The sequence below is a fragment of the Achromobacter maghribensis genome, from assembly GCF_057334215.1.
Genome location: NZ_JBHFII010000024.1, coordinates 1 through 12,759, shown reverse-complemented (window position 1 = coordinate 12,759; position 12,759 = coordinate 1). Strand labels below are relative to the sequence as shown.

The window sequence follows — 12,759 nt, the reverse complement described above, 5'->3', positions numbered from 1 at the left end:
CCCTGGGCCGCATCATCGGCCCGTCGTTCGCCCGCGACCAGGTGCCCGGCGTGGTTGATCGCCTGATCCGCACCTATCTGGGCCTGCGCGACAGCGAAATCGAACGCTTCATCGACGTGGTGGACCGCGTCGGCATCGACCCCTTCAAGCAAGACGTATACGCCGATCCCGCCTTCGCCAAACCCGCACAAAGCGCCGAGCCCGCCCATGCCTGACCTGTACGCCCACGACGCTCCCGGCCCGCACCTGATCCTTGACGGCCGCCTGCAAGCCGACACGGCGCGGCCGTTCGTTCCCGAACCGGAAGTCGCCGCCGAAGGCCAGGTGCCCAGCGACGAACCCGGCTGGATCGTGCCCCTTTCTGTCTGGAAAGCCTCCCGCGCGACCTTGCGCCGCCATCGGCACCCCGTCGCCGTGCGACTGGAACCCGATGCCGACCTGCGCGAGCTGGCCGAGCCCGACGGCACGCTGGACCCCGCCGGCATCGCCTTCATCGCGGTGGACTTCCCCAACTACACCGACGGCCGAGGCTATTCGCTGGCCCAACTGCTGCGCACCCAGTACCAATGGACGGGCGAACTGCGCGCGGTGGGCGACGTGATGATCGACACCATCCACTACCAGGCGCGCGTGGGCTTCAACAGCTTCCTGGTCAAGGCCGGGCACGACCCGAAGAAGGCGCTGGACGCGTTCAACACCTTCACCGTGCACTACCAGAAGACGTACCGGGCGCCGCCCCCGGCAGCCGCCTGACCTCGTCCTGCGCCAGCTGGCCGCGGATCAATTCCGCGATGCTGCGCTGGCGCGGCGCCTGCATCCGGTCGATCAGGCTGGACACGCTGACCGCCAGGCGCGGGTAGCCGCCCGCGTCGCACAACGCCACGCCCACGCCCAGCACGCCCGGCACCGCGGCGTTGCCCACCACCGACCAGCCCCGATCCCGCGTGTTCTCGACCAACCGCCGCATCTGCACGCCGGTCATGCCGCCGTAGGCGCGCAGCGCCTGCTCGTTTTGCGCCACGACCTCATCGGCTTCGGCCGGCGGCAACGCCGCCAGCAGCGCCAGCCCCGCCGCCCCCACGCCCAGCGGTTGACGGTGCCCGACCGTCACCGCCAGCACCTGCACCGGGTAGTTGCCCACTTCGCGGTGCAGGCATAACGAATCGTTCGCCGCCCGGCAGATGAGGAACGCGGAATCTCCGGTCACATCGCTGATCTGGCGCAGCACCGGACGCAGGCCGCGCACCGCCTGCGCATGCGGATCGCCCGCCATCATCACGCCCAGTTCCGCGATGCGCCAACGCGGCGCCTCGGATTCGCGCAGCGCATACCCCTCTTCCACCAACACATCCAGGTAGCGATAGGCGGTGGAACGCTGCATGCCCGCCGCCCGCGCGATGTCCACCACGTGCAGGCCCGCAGCCCCCGCCTGGCGCAATACGCCCAGCACCCGCAAGCCGCGGCGCAGCACGACGGGCCCCGATGCTTCCTGATCCGGTTTGTTCATATTTTGGACACGTTGCGTTGATGACCGCCCTATCAGAGCCCAATATGAAATCGGGCAGACAAAGATCTGTCCAAATATTAGACAAACAGGACGGAGACAACAATGAAGACACTTACCAGACGGCTGGCGGCCCTGGCGACGGCCCTGGGCGGCGCGTTGACCCTTGGCACCCCTGCCCTTGCGGCCAAGCCGTATCCCGAACGGCCCGTGACCCTTGTCGTGGGCTACGCCGCAGGCGGCGCCACCGACATCGTCGCCCGCCTGATGGCCAAGTCGCTGTCGGAAGCGCTGGGCCAGACGTTCGTGGTCGAAAACAAGACCGGCGCCAACAGCAACATCGGGGCGGAAATCGTGTCACGCGCCACGCCCGACGGCTACACGCTGTACATGGGGTCCATCGCCAACACGATCAACCGCACGTTGTACAGCCAGCTGAACTACGACTTCATCAAGGATTTCAAGCCCATCGGCCTAGTGGCGACCATCCCCAACATCCTGGTCGTCAACCCCAAGGTGCCGGTCAAGACCGTGCAGGAATACATCGCCTACGCCAAGCAGCACCCCGGCAAGCTGACGTGCGCGTCGTCTGGCAGCGGCTCGTCCATCCACCTGTCGTGCGAACTGTTCAAGATGGAAACGGGCGCCGACATCCTGCATGTGCCGTACCGCGGCAGCGGCCCCGCCGTGGCCGACCTGCTGGGCGGCCAGGTGGATTCCATGTTCGACAACCTGCCGTCGTCGCTGCCCCACGTGCAGGCCGGCAAGCTGCGCGCCATCGGCGTCACGTCGCCCCAGCGGCTGCCGTCCACGCCCGACGTGCCCACGCTGGCTGAATCCGGCTTGCCCGGCTTCGACGTGGAATCGTGGTTTGGCCTGGTCGCGCCCGCCGGCACGCCCGCGCCTGTCATCGCGCGCCTGAACGAAGCGCTGAACCAGGCGCTGGCCAGCCCCGCGCTGCAGGCCTCCTATCAACAGTCCGGCTTCTATGCGCCCGCCCAGCCCAATACGCCCGAGACCTTCGCGAAAAAGATCGATAGCGAAATCGGCAAATGGGGCGCCGTCGTCAAACGCGCCGACCTCAAGGCCAACTAAGGCCCGCCAATACCCAAGGAGCACAGGTGTACCCGATCGATTTCTTTTTCCGCGCGGCCGAGCAGTATCCCGAACGCGTCGCGCTGGACGGCCCCGAAGGCGCCGTCACCTATGCGCAACTGGCGGCCGACACGCGGGCGTTGGCGGCCGCGCTACAGCGCCTGGATCCCGAGCCGCAGACCCGGGTCGCCATCTGCGCCGGCAACTCGGCGCGGCATATCCTGGCGCTGCTGGCCGTGTTGGCCAGCGGCAAGGTCTGGGTGCCGCTCAACTATCGCAGCACCGCGCGCGAGATCGGCCGCATCCTGGATGCCACCGAACCTTCCATCGTCATCGTCGACCACGCCGGCGAGCCCTTGGCGCCGCCGTCGAACTGCGCCCGGATCAACCTGGAAGCCGGCCAGGCAAGCCCGCCGCGTGGCGGCAGCGAAGACGGCAGCGGCCTGCGCCTGGACGCGTTGCTGCGCGAATACGCCGGCCAGGAGCCGGTGCGCCACGCGCTGTCCCGCGACGCCACGCAAGCCATCAAATTCACGGGCGGCACCACGGGCCTGCCCAAGGGCGTGATGCAGCCCTACCGCGCCTGGAACGCCGGCATCATCAACCAGATCACCAGCTGGGCGCTGACCCGCGACGACCGCTACGTGGTGTCGGCCCCCATCACCCACGGCACGGGCACCTATCTCTTGCCCGTGCTGGCCTGCGGCGGCGCGCACCTGCTGCTGGACACCGTCACCCCCGCGACCATCACGGCAGCGTTTCGCGAGCGCGGCGGCACCTTGAGCTTCATGCCGCCCACGCTGATCTACATGATCATGGCGCAGGACGGCGTGTCGCGCGCGGACTTTCCCGCCCTGCGCAACCTGATCTACGGCGGCGCGCCCATGCCACCCGAAAAGATCGATCGCGCGCGCGACTTCTTCGGCCCCGTACTGGGCACCACCTACGGGCAGACCGAGGCGCCCCAGATCGCCACCGTGCTGCGCCCCGCCGACCTGGAGGCGCCGCAGAACCGCGCCTCTGTCGGCCGCGCGACCTGGCTGTCGGACGTGGCCATCATGGGCCCCGACGGCGCGCTGCTGCCGCGCGGCGAGATCGGCGAAGTCGTGGTGCAGGGCGACCTGACGATGACGGGTTACTGGCGCCTGCCGGAGAAGACCGCCGAAACACTGGTCGACGGCTGGCTGCATACCGGCGACACCGGCCTGATCGACGCCCGCGGCTACCTGTTCCTGAAGGACCGCCTGCGCGACGTCATCATCACCGGCGGCTTCAACGTCTATCCCGTGGATGTCGAGAACGCGCTGTCCTCGCACCCCGCCGTGTATGAATGCTCGGTCTTCGGCCTGCCGGACGACAAGTGGGGCGAAGCCGTCCACGCCGCCGTGCAGTTCCACCCCGGCGCGCAGGCGGACGCCGATGCGCTCAAGGCCCACGTGCGCGCCTTGCTGGGCCCCGTGGCCACGCCCAAGCAATTCCATATCCATGAAAGCCTGCCACGCTCCAGCGTCGGCAAGGTCCTGAAAAACGCCGTGCGCGCCGCCGCGCAAAAGGAGACGCCATGAACACGCCCGAAACCCGCCTCTGCGCCCATCACCTGACCGGGATGTCGTACCGCGACGTCGACCTGGTCGAAGACCTGATCGGCAAGAAGACCTTTACCGAAGTCATGATCATGCAAATCCTGGGCCGCGACGCGCGCCCGGTGGACATGCGCATCGTCGACGCCGTGCTGGTGACGCTGATGGAGCACGGCATGACGCCCAGCGCCATCGCCACGCGCCTGATCTACATGAGCGCGCCGGAAAACCTGCAAGGCGCGGTGGCCTCGGGCCTGATGGCGGTGGGCAGCCAGTTCGTCGGCACCATGGAGAACTGCTCGCGGCTGCTGGACCGCATCAAGCAGGCGGCGGATGGCCGGACCGAAGCGCTGGCCATCGCGCGTGAATTCCGCGAACAGCGCCGCGCGTTGCCCGGCTTCGGGCACCACCTGCACAAGCCCGACGACCCGCGTTCGATCAAGCTGCTGGCGCTGGCCGAGGCCGAGCCGGACCTGGACGGCGCGTCGGTGAAGGCCCTGCGTCTGCTGGCCGCGGCCGTGGACGAGACCTATGGCAAACACATCACCATCAATGCCACGGGCGCGGTGGCGGCGCTGCTTAGCGAGATCGGCGTGCCGACCGACCTGATGCGCGGATTCGCCGTGATCTCGCGCGCGGCCGGGCTGGTGTCGCACGTGGCGGAAGAACAGCAGAGCCCGTCGGGCCGCTATATCTGGGAGACCATCGACCACGCCATCCCATACGTGGGCAAGGGCAAGACCCATCAGCAGGACGGCGGGGAATCCGCATGACGGCCGCCGCCGCCGACACCCGCCTGGCGGGCAAGATCGCCCTGGTGGCAGGAGCCGGCGCGTCGGCCACCGGCTGGAGCATCGGCAAAGCCAGTTGCGTGACCCTGGCGCGGCAAGGCGCGGCCATCGTGGCGCTGGACGCCCATCTGGCCGCCGCGGAAGACGCCGCGCATGAAGTGGAGCAGGCGGGCGGCAGCGCCTTGCCGGTGCAGGCGGACGTGGCCGACCCCGATGCGATGCAGGCCGCGGTGGATGCCGCGCTGCGCCGCTACGGGCGCATCGACATCCTGCAAGCCAACGCCGGCATCGGCAAAGTGGGCGGACCGGAAGAGATCTCGCTGGAAGACTGGGACCGCATCCAGCAAGTGAACGTGACCAGCCTGCTCATCGCCACGCGCCTGCTGGCGCCGTTGATGCGCGCGCAAGGCGGCGGCGCGATCGTCACGGTGTCGTCCATCGCGGGCATCCGGTACACCGGCTATCCGCACCTGGCCTACAGCGTCAGCAAGGCCGCCGTGATTCACTTCGCGCGCATGGCGGCTCAGCAATACGCCGCCGACGGCATCCGCGTGAACACCGTCATCCCGGGCTTGATCGACACGCCCCGCGTGGCGAAGAACGTGGCGCGGATGTTCGACCCGGACAACCTTCAGGCGGCCCTGGCCGCGCGCGACAAGCAAGTGCCGATGGGCCGGATGGGCACCCCCTGGGAGGTCGCGAAAGCGGTGGCGTTCCTGGCCTCGGATGAGGCGTCCTATATCACCGGCACGGAACTGGTCGTGGACGGCGGATTGACGGGCAAATACGCCTGACGGCCCCGCCGCCAGGCGCGGCGCCGCTTACCAGGAGGTGGAGTAGGCGCCGGGGAACTGCTTGGCCACGAACGCCTTCACCTCATCCGATTGGTACGCCTTGATGAACCGCGCGATGCGTGGATCGTTCTTGTTGTCTTCGCGCGCGGCGATCACCACCGCCGCGAACGGCGCGTCCTTGCTTTCCAGCGCCAGCGCATCCTTGGCGGGCGACAGGCCGGCCGGGATGGCGTAGGCCGAATTCACGGCGGCCGCGTCCACGTCGGACAGCGAATGTGGCAACTGCGCCGCTTCGATTTCAATGAACTTCAGGTTCTTGGGATTTTCGACCACGTCGAACAGCGACGCCGTCACCGTCACGCCGTCCTTCAACTTGATCAGCTTGGCGGCCTGCAACACCAGCAACGCGCGGGCGCCGTTGGTCGGGTCGTTCGGAATCGCCACCTTGCCGCCCTGCGGCAAATCATCCAGCGACTTCACGCGCTTGGAATAGATGCCCATCTGCTGCACCACGGCGGTCGCCACCGGCACCAGCTTGTAGCCGCGCGCCTTGTTCTGCGAATCCAGGAAAGGCTTGTGCTGGTAGATGTTCAGGTCCAGCTCCTTGGCGTCCAGCGCCGCGTTCGGCTGGATGAAGTCGCTGAACTCGATCAGCTTCACTTTCAGGCCGTCTTTGGCCGCCACCTGCTGCACCACTTCGCCGATCTGCGCGTGCGGGCCGACGGTCACGCCCACCTTCAGTTCGGCGTCCTGCGCCATGGCCGGGCCGGCGGCAATACTGATCAACGAGGCAAGAACGGCCAGGGAATGGCGAAGGCGCATGGTGGGGCTCTACGGAAAGAAAAGAATGACCCGCGATTCTAGTGACGGCGCTTCAAAACCGGAAGCCATGAATATTCATATTGATATGCCCAAAACCATATAAGGCGCACGGCCATGACAAGCCCGCGCCATGCGGACACAATAGCGGCTGCATTCATTCATCACGCCAACGCCATGCCCACGTCCAACGACCTCCACCCGCAGGCCCGCGCCCTGCTTGCCGATCACTATGCCGCCGTCGATGCGGACCTGCCCGCGTTGCTGGACCTGCTGTTCGCGCGCAGCGCCGGCGAAGACTGGCACAAGGCCGGCACCTTCAAGCATCACCTGCTGGGCGTGTACCGCACGCTGACGCTATGGGACCAGCCGCGCGAAGTGCGCCTGCTGGGCCTGTTCCACAGCGTCTACGGCAATGAATACGTGGACCTGACGCTGTTCGACCGCGAACGCGAGCGCTCAACCTTGCGCGACGTGCTGGGCACGGAAGCTGAAGAATGGGTCAGCCTGTTCTGCGCGATGCCGCGCACGAAATTCGTGCAGGCGGTGCTGCAAGGCCAGGGCGCAGGCAACGACGGGATGACGCTGGAAGGCGCCGACGGCCAGGTCTTCACCTTGACGCCGCGCCAGGTCGCCGCCTTCATCGTGGTGTCCGCCGCCGACATCGGCGAACAATGGCACAGCTGGCAGGACGAGATCTTCGCCGGCTATCCGCAGCAGCAGCGCCGTGACCTGAAGACGAACTGGGCGTCGTCGCTGTGGCCCGGCCCGTTGAAGCCGCCGTCGAACATCCTGTCGATGCTCTCGCACCTGCTGGCGCCGCTGTCGCGCATGCCCGCCGACACCGGCATCCCCGTCCCGCCCGCGTTCGACCAGTGCCGCGCCACGCTCAGCCCGCGCGACGAAGCCGCCGCCAGCGCGCTGTACTGGCAGGTCATCACGCGCATGCATCCGCTGACGGAAATGGACAGCGCCCGCCATCTGCTGGAAGCCGCGGTCGCGCACAATCCGTGGGTAGGCGAACCCCGGCTGCTGCTGGCGCAGCTGGCGCTGACGTCGGGGGATTTCGACGCGGCCGAACAGCACGCAGCCGCCGGCCTGGCGGCCTTGCAGGCATGGGGCACCGCGTGGGACAAGCGCATCGAATGGGCAGGCTGGATGGCCTGGGCCCGCATCGAACTGCAGAACGCCCGCGCGCGCCAATGGCCGGAAAACCTGGCGGCGCTGAACGGGCTGGGGCTGGTGCAGTGAGCCGGCGGCAATAAGCGGGCTGCAATGAGCCGGCTGCAATAAGCCGGCTGCAATAGGCCAGCGCAATGGGGATCCTGCGGGATCCCTACTTCATGCCTTCCCAGTGCGGACCGGGCACGACGATGTCGAACAGTTCCAGCACGCGCGCCACCGTGTGATCGACCATCTCTTCGATGGAGGCCGGCCGGTGGTAGAAGGCGGGCAGCGGCGGAAACACGATGCCGCCCATTTCGGTCACGGCGGTCATGTTGCGCAGGTGCGCCAGGTTGAAGGGCGTTTCCCGCACCATCAGCACCAGGCGCCGGCGTTCCTTCAGGGTGACGTCGGCGGCGCGCGTGATGAGGTTGTCGGACAGGCCGTGGGCCACGGCCGCCAACGTGCGCATCGAGCAGGGCACGATCACCATGCCCGCCGTCTGGAACGCGCCGCTGGCCAGCGTGGCGCCCACGTCGCGCACGGAGTGCACGTGGTCGGCCAGCGCGTAGATGTCGTGGCGGCCGACATCCAGTTCATGCTTGATGTTCAGCACGCCGGACGCCGACACCACCAGATGCGTCTCGACATCGTCCACGCCGCGCAGCGCTTGCAGCATGCGCACCGCGTAGAGCGCGCCGGTGGCGCCCGTGATGCCGACGACCAGTCGCCGCATGGGCGGCTTAGGCCGTGGCGCCGGATTGCTCCAGCAGCGTCTTCAGTTCACCGGATTCGTTCATCTCGTTCATGATGTCCGAACCGCCGATGAACTCGCCCGCCACGTACAGCTGCGGGATGGTGGGCCAGCTGGAGAATTCCTTGATGCCCTGGCGGACTTCGTCGTCTTCCAGCACATTGACGGTAACCAGCTTCTTCACGCCACAGCCCTTCAGGATCTGGATGGCCTTGCCGGAAAAGCCGCATTGCGGGAATTGGGCGGTGCCCTTCATGAACAGCACGACGGGGTGCTGGGTCACGGTTTCGCGGATGAATTCTTGAACGTCGCTCATGGTGGTCTCTTGGACAGGCATAACGGAATACGCCAATTATAGGTACAGCCGGCGAAACCGCCCGGATTACCCGGATGCGGCGCCGGCCTATGCCGGGAATTCAGGGGCAGAATCTGTAACAGAGCGCGCGGATCAACGTCCGGCGGACCGCCAGCGCCCGCCCGAAATCCGTTCGATTCCGGCCAGGTCTTGCCGGCTGCGCACGTCCTCGAAGCCGGCCTCGGCCAGCAGGCCACGCACCGCCTGCGCCTGGTCCCAGCCGTGCTCCAGCCACAGCGAGCCGCCCGGTTTCAGGTGCCGGCCGGCCCCCGCCACGATGCGGCCCAGGTCTTCCAGCCCGCCCGCGCCGTCGGTCAGCGCGCCCCGCGGCTCGAAACGCAGGTCGCCCTGGTCCAGGTGCGGGTCGTCGCTGGCCACATAGGGCGGATTCGACACGATCAGGTCGAAGCCCTCGCCCGCAGGCACGGCGCCGTACCAGCTGCCTTCCACGAAACGCACCGACGCGGTCAGGTCCCAGGCGTTGCCGGCAGCCACCGCCAGCGCGGCCGCGCTGACGTCCGAGGCCATCACCCGCGCATCGCGGCGGGCCAGCGCGATCGAGATCGCGATGGCTCCGCTGCCCGTGCCCAGGTCCAGCACGGCGGGGCCCGCCACGCCAGCCACGCATTCCAGCGCGGTCTCCACCAGCACCTCGGTATCCGGACGCGGGATCAGCACATCGGGCGTCACGCGGAACCGGTGGCCCATGAACTCGCGGTGGCCCAGCAGATAGGCCATGGGCTCGCCGGCCAGGCGCCGCGCCAGCAACGCCTCATAGGCCGCCGCCACCGCGGGATCCAGCGGATCGGTGTCATGCGCCAGCAGCCACGCGCGCGGTTTGCCCAGCACGTGCTCCAGCAGCATGCGCACTTCCAGGCGCGGCAGCCGGGTGTCGGCCAGCAGACTGTTGAGCAGGGGCGCGGTCATGGCGCGCGGCTCAGATGTCGTCGCCCAGGGCCGCCAACTGCTCGGCCTGGTGTTCGGCGATCAGCGCGCCGGTCAGCTCTTCCAGATCGCCTTCCATGATCTGCTGCAGCTTGTACAGCGTCAGGTTGATGCGGTGGTCCGTCACGCGGCCCTGCGGGAAGTTATAGGTGCGGATGCGCTCGGAACGGTCGCCCGTGCCGATCAGGCTCTTGCGCTCGGCGGCTTCCTTGCTTTGCCGTTCGCGGGTTTCCTTGTCTTTCAGGCGCGCGGCCAGCACCTGCATGGCCTTGTCCTTGTTGCGGTGCTGCGAACGGTCGTCCTGGCATTCCACCACCAGGCCCGTGGGCAAGTGAGTGATGCGCACGGCCGAATCGGTCTTGTTGATGTGCTGGCCGCCGGCGCCGCTGGCGCGGAACGTGTCGATGCGCAGGTCGCTGGGGTTGATGACGATTTCCGACATCTCGTCGGCTTCCGCCATGATGGCCACGGTGCAGGCCGACGTGTGAATGCGGCCCTGCGCTTCGGTCGCGGGCACGCGCTGCACGCGATGCGCGCCGGATTCGAACTTCAGGCGGCCATAGGCGCCGTCGCCGTCAATACGCGCGATCACTTCCTTGTAGCCACCCAGTTCCGAGGGGCTTTCCGACATCAGTTCGACGCGCCAGCCGCGCGTTTCCGCGTAGCGCGTGTACATGCGCAGCAGGTCGCCCGAGAACAGCGCGCTTTCGTCGCCGCCCGTGCCCGCGCGGATTTCCAGGAACACGCTGCGGCCGTCATTGGGGTCGCGCGGCAGCAGCAACAGTTGCAATGCGCTTTCCAGGCCTTCCAGCTTGCCGCGACCCGATTTGATCTCGTCTTCCGCCATGGCCTTCATGTCGGGATCGGACAGCATTTCCTGGGCAGTCGCCAGGTCTTCCTCGGTCCGGGCAAAAGCCGTGAAGGCCTCGACCACGGGTTCCAGCTCGGCGCGTTCGCGCGAAAGCTTGCGGAAACGGTCCATATCGGACGCGGTTTCCGGTTGGGCCAGCAACGCGTCCACCTCGGTCAGGCGGTTACACAGATGCTCCAGCCGGCTGCGCATGGAAGATTTCATGGGGGAATGACCAAAGAAAAGACAGGAATAGCGGGCGCCCACAAGACGAACGCCCGCCAGGAGGCGGGACGTGGGACAGATTCGCTAACGGCGGGAGTCGCGGCCGGGGAACAGGCGCGGCATCCAGGCAAGCAATTGCTTGCGGTCGTCGCCTTCGCTGCGGTTCAACGCCGCCAGCGGGCCGTGCAGGTATTTTTGCGTCAGCCCGTGCGCCAGCTGTTCCAGCACGGCTTCGGGCGATTCGCCGCGCGCCAGCAACCGACGCGCGCGTTCCAGTTCGGCGGCGCGGACGTCTTCGGCGGCCTGGTGCAGGTCGCGGATGACGGGCACCACTTCGCGGGATTGCATCCAGTGCATGAAGCCCTGGACGCGAGTTTCGATGATGGCTTCGGCCTGCACGACGGCGGCGCGGCGCGCGTCGGTGCCGGTCTGCACCAGGCGGCCCAGGTCGTCCACCGAGTACAGGTAGACGTCGTCCAGGCGGCCGACTTCGGGTTCGATATCGCGCGGCACGGCCAGGTCGATCATGACCATCGGGCGGTGGCGGCGCAGGCGCGTGGCCCGTTCCACCATCCCCAGCCCGAGGATGGGCAAGGAGCTTGCCGTACAGGACACGATGACGTCGAACTCCGACAGCCGTTCGGTCAGGTCAGACAGCTTCATGGTGCTGGCCGAAAAGCGATTGGCCAGGATTTCGGCGCGTTCGGCGGTGCGGTTGGCCACGACCATGCTGCGCGGGCGTTGCGCGGCGAAGTGCGTGGCGCACAATTCAATCATTTCGCCCGCGCCGATGAACAGCGTGCGGGCCTGGTCCAGATTGCCGAACACGCGTTCGGCCAGGCGGACGGCGGCAGCGGCCATGGACACCGACTGCGCGCCGATGGCGGTTTGCGACCGCACTTCCTTGGCGACCGAGAAGGTGCGCTGGAACATCTGATGCAGCAAGGTGCCCAGCGATCCGGCTTCGCCGGCGGCGCGCACGGCGTCCTTCATCTGGCCCACGATCTGGGTTTCGCCCAGCACCATGGAATCCAGGCCGCTGGCCACGCGGAAGGCGTGACGAACGGCGTCGTCTTGATGATGGCGGTACAGGTGCGGGCGCAGCGTGCCGGCGTCCAGGCGGTTGTGTTCAGCCAGCCAGGCGGGCAGTTGATCGGCAACATGGCCGTCAGCGGCGCAGTAGATTTCGGTGCGGTTACAGGTGGACAGAATGGCGGCTTCGCGGACCGAGCCGCCAAACGCCGAACGCAGGCCTTCCAGCGCGGGCTTGACCAGATCGACGGGCATGGACACGCGTTCGCGGACCGAAACCGGCGCGGACGTGTGATTCAGACCGAAGGCAAGGACAGCTACCGACATGAGTTAGCGTGAAGAACTGCCACCAAGAGAACTGCCACCAAGAACAATGCGTTACGTGCAAATAGGTGCGAAAGACTGCGAAAGGCGAACCTGCAACATGCCCCTGCCCGTAACAGCAGACCGTTCAAGATTATACCCCTGCGGGTTATCCCCAGGCCAATCTGCCCCCCTGCCGCGACCCTGCGCCGCACCCATCCGTGCCATTCACCCAACACTTGGCGCAAGTGCGCCTGCCAAAAGGGATGGAGGATTTTTCCGCGCTGGCTGGCGCACGGCCAGAAATTTGTGTATAGTTGCGGACTTCGTTGGCCTGGTAGCTCAGTCGGTAGAGCAGAGGATTGAAAATCCTTGTGTCGGTGGTTCGATTCCGCCCCAGGCCACCAAAAGAATTATTGGGGTTGCGGTAGCCAACAGGCAGCCAATACCAAACCCCAAAAAAAGCCCAGCCCCGCGCTGGGCTTTTTGCAAAGCGTACCTGTTCAGGTATTGGCCTGGTAGCTCAGTCGGTAGAGCAGAGGATTGAA

At 67.0% G+C, this 12,759-nt stretch carries 13 protein-coding genes, 1 tRNA gene and 1 pseudogene; 8 read left to right on the top strand and 7 right to left on the bottom strand.

Going from position 1 to position 12,759, the window contains the following annotated elements; translation table 11 throughout:
• Both ACE039_RS10465 and ACE039_RS10460 read left to right on the top strand, forming a co-directional pair.
• Positions 1–215, top strand: a pseudogene (locus ACE039_RS10465) (nitrite/sulfite reductase); the annotation flags it as partial.
• Entirely contained in the window at positions 208–753 is a 546-nt protein-coding gene (locus ACE039_RS10460; protein ID WP_105558729.1) for a DUF934 domain-containing protein, read from the top strand. The pseudogene ACE039_RS10465 and the gene ACE039_RS10460, both read left to right, overlap by 8 nt.
• Here ACE039_RS10460 and ACE039_RS10455 read toward each other — a convergent pair.
• Positions 701–1,507: an IclR family transcriptional regulator gene (locus ACE039_RS10455; RefSeq protein WP_485822333.1), complete on the bottom strand. Its 807-nt coding sequence runs from the start codon at positions 1,505–1,507 to the stop codon at positions 701–703. The genes ACE039_RS10460 and ACE039_RS10455 overlap by 53 nt on opposite strands.
• A gap of 102 nt (positions 1,508–1,609) precedes the next feature.
• Between ACE039_RS10455 and ACE039_RS10450 the strand changes: the two genes are divergently transcribed.
• From ACE039_RS10450 to ACE039_RS10435, 4 genes are read left to right on the top strand one after another with little or no spacing between them, the layout of a single operon-like run.
• Positions 1,610–2,599: a Bug family tripartite tricarboxylate transporter substrate binding protein gene (locus ACE039_RS10450; RefSeq protein WP_448713191.1), complete on the top strand. Its 990-nt coding sequence runs from the start codon at positions 1,610–1,612 to the stop codon at positions 2,597–2,599.
• Positions 2,600–2,625: 26 nt separating this feature from the next.
• Positions 2,626–4,164, top strand: coding sequence for a class I adenylate-forming enzyme family protein (locus ACE039_RS10445; protein ID WP_485822332.1), 1,539 nt, complete (start codon positions 2,626–2,628; stop codon positions 4,162–4,164).
• Positions 4,161–4,952 carry a citryl-CoA lyase gene (locus ACE039_RS10440; RefSeq protein WP_448713189.1) on the top strand — a complete coding sequence of 264 codons (792 nt, stop codon included), beginning with the start codon at positions 4,161–4,163 and terminating at the stop codon, positions 4,950–4,952. The genes ACE039_RS10445 and ACE039_RS10440 overlap by 4 nt, the downstream gene beginning before the upstream one ends.
• On the top strand, positions 4,949–5,764 hold the full coding sequence (locus ACE039_RS10435) for an SDR family NAD(P)-dependent oxidoreductase (RefSeq protein WP_485822331.1): 816 nt from the start codon (positions 4,949–4,951) through the stop codon (positions 5,762–5,764). Before ACE039_RS10440 ends, ACE039_RS10435 begins: the two co-directional genes overlap by 4 nt.
• A gap of 27 nt (positions 5,765–5,791) precedes the next feature.
• Here the strand turns inward: ACE039_RS10435 and ACE039_RS10430 are convergent, their stop codons facing one another.
• Complete coding sequence (locus ACE039_RS10430; protein ID WP_485822330.1) at positions 5,792–6,586, bottom strand: MetQ/NlpA family ABC transporter substrate-binding protein; 795 nt, start codon at positions 6,584–6,586, stop codon at positions 5,792–5,794.
• Positions 6,587–6,760: 174 nt separating this feature from the next.
• On the opposite strand from ACE039_RS10430, the gene ACE039_RS10425 reads away from it, so the two are divergent.
• The gene (locus tag ACE039_RS10425; RefSeq protein ID WP_332008449.1) at positions 6,761–7,834 is read left to right on the top strand and encodes a tetratricopeptide repeat protein; all 1,074 of its coding nucleotides are present in this window, start codon (positions 6,761–6,763) and stop codon (positions 7,832–7,834) included.
• 85 nt (positions 7,835–7,919) lie between these two features.
• Here ACE039_RS10425 and ACE039_RS10420 read toward each other — a convergent pair whose 3' ends face one another.
• The 5 genes from ACE039_RS10420 to hemA all read right to left on the bottom strand — a co-directional run bounded on the left by ACE039_RS10420 (position 7,920) and on the right by hemA (position 12,235).
• Positions 7,920–8,483 carry a UbiX family flavin prenyltransferase gene (locus ACE039_RS10420; RefSeq protein WP_105558737.1) on the bottom strand — a complete coding sequence of 188 codons (564 nt, stop codon included), beginning with the start codon at positions 8,481–8,483 and terminating at the stop codon, positions 7,920–7,922.
• Between the two features lie 7 nt (positions 8,484–8,490).
• The gene (gene grxD / locus ACE039_RS10415) at positions 8,491–8,817 is read right to left on the bottom strand and encodes a Grx4 family monothiol glutaredoxin (RefSeq protein WP_006227137.1); all 327 of its coding nucleotides are present in this window, start codon (positions 8,815–8,817) and stop codon (positions 8,491–8,493) included.
• 132 nt (positions 8,818–8,949) lie between these two features.
• A complete protein-coding gene (gene prmC / locus ACE039_RS10410) occupies positions 8,950–9,783 on the bottom strand; it encodes a peptide chain release factor N(5)-glutamine methyltransferase (RefSeq protein WP_310034399.1) in 834 nt (277 codons plus the stop codon).
• A 10-nt stretch (positions 9,784–9,793) separates the two neighbouring features.
• Positions 9,794–10,876 carry a peptide chain release factor 1 gene (prfA, locus tag ACE039_RS10405; RefSeq protein ID WP_105558739.1) on the bottom strand — a complete coding sequence of 361 codons (1,083 nt, stop codon included), beginning with the start codon at positions 10,874–10,876 and terminating at the stop codon, positions 9,794–9,796.
• A gap of 84 nt (positions 10,877–10,960) precedes the next feature.
• Positions 10,961–12,235: a glutamyl-tRNA reductase gene (gene hemA, locus ACE039_RS10400; protein WP_006216078.1), complete on the bottom strand. Its 1,275-nt coding sequence runs from the start codon at positions 12,233–12,235 to the stop codon at positions 10,961–10,963.
• A 307-nt stretch (positions 12,236–12,542) separates the two neighbouring features.
• On the opposite strand from hemA, the gene ACE039_RS10395 reads away from it, so the two are divergent.
• Positions 12,543–12,618: transfer RNA gene (locus tag ACE039_RS10395), tRNA-Phe, on the top strand.
• Positions 12,619–12,759 lie beyond the last annotated feature (141 nt).

Coding starts and splice junctions, on each gene's coding strand:
- ACE039_RS10420 (WP_105558737.1), bottom strand. CDS start 8,483: ATGCGGCGACTGGTCGTCGGCATCACGGGCGCCACCGGCGCGCTCTAC.
- ACE039_RS10450 (WP_448713191.1), top strand. CDS start 1,610: ATGAAGACACTTACCAGACGGCTGGCGGCCCTGGCGACGGCCCTGGGC.
- ACE039_RS10425 (WP_332008449.1), top strand. CDS start 6,761: ATGCCCACGTCCAACGACCTCCACCCGCAGGCCCGCGCCCTGCTTGCC.
- prmC (WP_310034399.1), bottom strand. CDS start 9,783: ATGACCGCGCCCCTGCTCAACAGTCTGCTGGCCGACACCCGGCTGCCG.
- ACE039_RS10430 (WP_485822330.1), bottom strand. CDS start 6,586: ATGCGCCTTCGCCATTCCCTGGCCGTTCTTGCCTCGTTGATCAGTATT.
- ACE039_RS10435 (WP_485822331.1), top strand. CDS start 4,949: ATGACGGCCGCCGCCGCCGACACCCGCCTGGCGGGCAAGATCGCCCTG.
- ACE039_RS10440 (WP_448713189.1), top strand. CDS start 4,161: ATGAACACGCCCGAAACCCGCCTCTGCGCCCATCACCTGACCGGGATG.
- prfA (WP_105558739.1), bottom strand. CDS start 10,876: ATGAAATCTTCCATGCGCAGCCGGCTGGAGCATCTGTGTAACCGCCTG.
- ACE039_RS10460 (WP_105558729.1), top strand. CDS start 208: ATGCCTGACCTGTACGCCCACGACGCTCCCGGCCCGCACCTGATCCTT.
- grxD (WP_006227137.1), bottom strand. CDS start 8,817: ATGAGCGACGTTCAAGAATTCATCCGCGAAACCGTGACCCAGCACCCC.
- ACE039_RS10455 (WP_485822333.1), bottom strand. CDS start 1,507: ATGAACAAACCGGATCAGGAAGCATCGGGGCCCGTCGTGCTGCGCCGC.
- hemA (WP_006216078.1), bottom strand. CDS start 12,235: ATGTCGGTAGCTGTCCTTGCCTTCGGTCTGAATCACACGTCCGCGCCG.